Source organism: Actinoplanes sp. NPDC048791, assembly GCF_040650095.1.
Lineage (GTDB): Bacteria > Actinomycetota > Actinomycetes > Mycobacteriales > Micromonosporaceae > Actinoplanes.
This window is the reverse complement of record NZ_JBEZGQ010001174.1, coordinates 1-2,385: the sequence shown is the minus strand read 5'-3', so window position 1 is coordinate 2,385 and position 2,385 is coordinate 1. Positions and strand designations below refer to the sequence as shown.

Annotated in this window: 6 protein-coding genes; 5 read left to right on the top strand and 1 reads right to left on the bottom strand. The window is 70.1% G+C overall.

Annotated elements, in window-relative coordinates; genetic code table 11:
- The first annotated feature begins 54 nt into the window (after positions 1-54).
- The 5 genes from AB0C29_RS43920 (at position 55) to AB0C29_RS43900 (ending at position 2,134) form a co-directional block, all read left to right on the top strand.
- A complete protein-coding gene (locus AB0C29_RS43920; RefSeq protein ID WP_360833663.1) occupies positions 55-552 on the top strand; it encodes a hypothetical protein in 498 nt (165 codons plus the stop codon).
- Positions 549-1,049: a hypothetical protein gene (locus AB0C29_RS43915; protein ID WP_360833661.1), complete on the top strand. Its 501-nt coding sequence runs from the start codon at positions 549-551 to the stop codon at positions 1,047-1,049. Before AB0C29_RS43920 ends, AB0C29_RS43915 begins: the two co-directional genes overlap by 4 nt.
- Positions 1,049-1,216, top strand: a complete 168-nt coding sequence (locus tag AB0C29_RS43910) for a hypothetical protein (RefSeq protein WP_360833659.1) — start codon at positions 1,049-1,051, stop codon at positions 1,214-1,216. Before AB0C29_RS43915 ends, AB0C29_RS43910 begins: the two co-directional genes overlap by 1 nt.
- A gap of 108 nt (positions 1,217-1,324) precedes the next feature.
- The gene (locus AB0C29_RS43905) at positions 1,325-1,786 is read left to right on the top strand and encodes a hypothetical protein (RefSeq protein ID WP_360833665.1); all 462 of its coding nucleotides are present in this window, start codon (positions 1,325-1,327) and stop codon (positions 1,784-1,786) included.
- Positions 1,787-1,801: 15 nt separating this feature from the next.
- Positions 1,802-2,134: a hypothetical protein gene (locus tag AB0C29_RS43900; protein WP_360833657.1), complete on the top strand. Its 333-nt coding sequence runs from the start codon at positions 1,802-1,804 to the stop codon at positions 2,132-2,134.
- A 1-nt stretch (position 2,135) separates the two neighbouring features.
- Here the strand turns inward: AB0C29_RS43900 and AB0C29_RS43895 are convergent, their stop codons facing one another.
- Positions 2,136-2,276, bottom strand: a complete 141-nt coding sequence (locus AB0C29_RS43895; RefSeq protein WP_360833655.1) for a hypothetical protein — start codon at positions 2,274-2,276, stop codon at positions 2,136-2,138.
- Between the last annotated feature and the right edge of the window lie 109 nt (positions 2,277-2,385).

Below are 2,385 nucleotides of genomic sequence, written 5' to 3'. Positions count from 1 at the left end.
CGGCCGTCGTCCTGACCGCTGTCGCCGCTCCGATACCCCGGAGGACACTCTGAGATGAGCTTCACCACCGCTGCCCTGATCCTCGCCTGGCTGGCGATCATCGTGCTCGCCTTCGGCTTTGCGGCACTGCTGCAACAGGTCCGTATTCTGCAGGCGGCTCTGCGGTTGCCGCCCGGCGCCCGCGCCGGCCTGCCCGAGTCCGCGCGGTCACTGCGCCCGCTCACCACCTCCCGCCGGTACGTGTTCACGGCCGAGCCGGGGTGCAGCATCTGCGCCGAGGTCCTGCCGGAGTTCCGGAAGCTGGCCGCCACGTACGCGGGCGCCGCCGAATTCGCCGTCCTCGCCGCGTCCGGTGACTACCAGCCGTCGGAAGGCGTGGAGGTGCTGGTCGACGCGCAGGCGTACCGGGACCTCGCCCCGTCCTGGTCCCCCGGCATCGTCGTCATCGCCGCCGACGGCACTGTCATCGAGGCGGTTCCCGGTGGTGACCTGAGACCGCTCCAGGCTGCCCTCGACCCCACATCCACGCCCACCACGGAGGTCCCGTCATGACGATCACCGCATCCGCCCTGCCCGATTTCCACACCGCGCCCCCGGACGCCACCCCGAGCGTGGTGACCGCGACGATCCGCGGCTCCCGCCTGGGCCGGCGCACCCTGCTGCGGCTGGCCGGCGGTGGCGCGCTGGGCCTCGGCCTGACCGCCCTGGACCTGGTCACCCGGGTGCTGCCGAGCCGCGCGACCAACCCGAACCCGGTGCTGTCGGTGTGGAACGACTGCCGCAGCTTCTACTCCGGCTCCCCGTCCACGTGCGTCCCCGCGAGCGCCTGGTACAGCAGCACCTGCAACGGCTCCTGGCACCGCAACGACAGTTACTCCGGCAGTTCCGTGACCTACAACTACACCTTTGACAACACCAGTTGCAGTAGCCGGAACGCGTGGCGCTGGACCGGTGGCGGCGTCCACCGCAAGTGCTCCGACGGCTGGACCGTCTATCGCGACGGCAGCACGTCCCGCAACACGTTCAGCATCTGCCGGACGGCCATCTGATGCTCCTGGTCCGGCCCCTGTTCCATCCGTGGACACCGGCCGTCGTCCTCGCCGCGGCGGCAACCGCCGCCGCGGCATCGGTCCTGGCCGGCGGGCCGCCGGTCGCTGTCATGTGGTGGCTGCTGCTCGGGCTGGTGTCCGGGTACGCCATCTCCGGTTCCGTTTGAAGCCTGAACTCGGCAGATCTGCTGAGCTCGTCAGTTTGGCGGGGAAACGCACGGTGGCACTTCGCCGCCGGAGAGGTACTGGGCGGCGTCACGACCGGCGCGTTGCTGGTGCTGCTCGGGTCGCTGCTGCGGCCGGTGCTGCCCACCTGGGTGCGCCTGGCCCTGATCGGGCTGCTCGCGGTCGTGGTGGTCGGCAACGAGTCCGGTCTGGTACGGGTGTGGCTGCCCCAGAACGGCCGGCAGGTGCCGTCCACCGTGATTCAGGAGGGCGGCCGGATCGGCGCCTGGCAGTTCGGTTTCGAGATGGGCACCGGATTGCGCACGTTCATGACCAGCAGTGTGCCGCACCTGGCCGCGCTGACCGTGGCTCTGCTGGCCTGGTGGCCCTATGCACTACTGGCCGGTGCCGCGTTCGGGGCCGGCCGGGCGGTGATGCCGTTGGTCCGGCTCGGCTGGGGCGACGGCTCCGACTGGGACAGGCGGTACAGCATCGCCGGCCGGCCGTTCCGGCTGACGACGGTGGCGACGACGCTGCTGGCCGTCGCCGGCGTGATCCATGCAGTGACCTAGCGAAGAGGAGATGCCATGAGAACGAGGAGAATACTGGGCACGGCCGCGGCCGGTGCGCTGCTGAGCGGGATCGCGCTGATTCCGGCCACCCCGGCCTTCGCGGCCGCCAGCGGCGACTACACCGGCTCGGGCGTACGCATCCGCAAATGTCCGCAGACGACCTCCGGCTGCGCGGTGCACGGCCTCGGGTATCCCGGCCAGGGCACCAGCATCACCTGCTACAAACTGGGCGAACAGACCGGCGGCACCAACATCTGGTACTACCACCGCAACCGGGCCACCGGCGTGACCGGGTACAGCCATTCCGGTCAGATCAGCGTCACCAGCGGAACGATCCCCCGCTGTTAGCTCAGCGGTCGATGTTCTGGGCCAGGTCCTGGATCTCCGGGGCGCGGGCCTTCCCGTTGCCCTCGACCGTGATCACCACGTGCTCCGGGGTGGTGACGACCGCCCGATACGTGGTGATCTCGTTACCTACGCTCCGGAACACCTGAGCTGTACCGACCGACGTGTCGAACCTGGCGGCGGCCGGCGTCATGCCGGGTCGACGTCCTGGTCAACAATGCCGGCTACGGCTACCGGGCCGCGGTCGAGGAGGG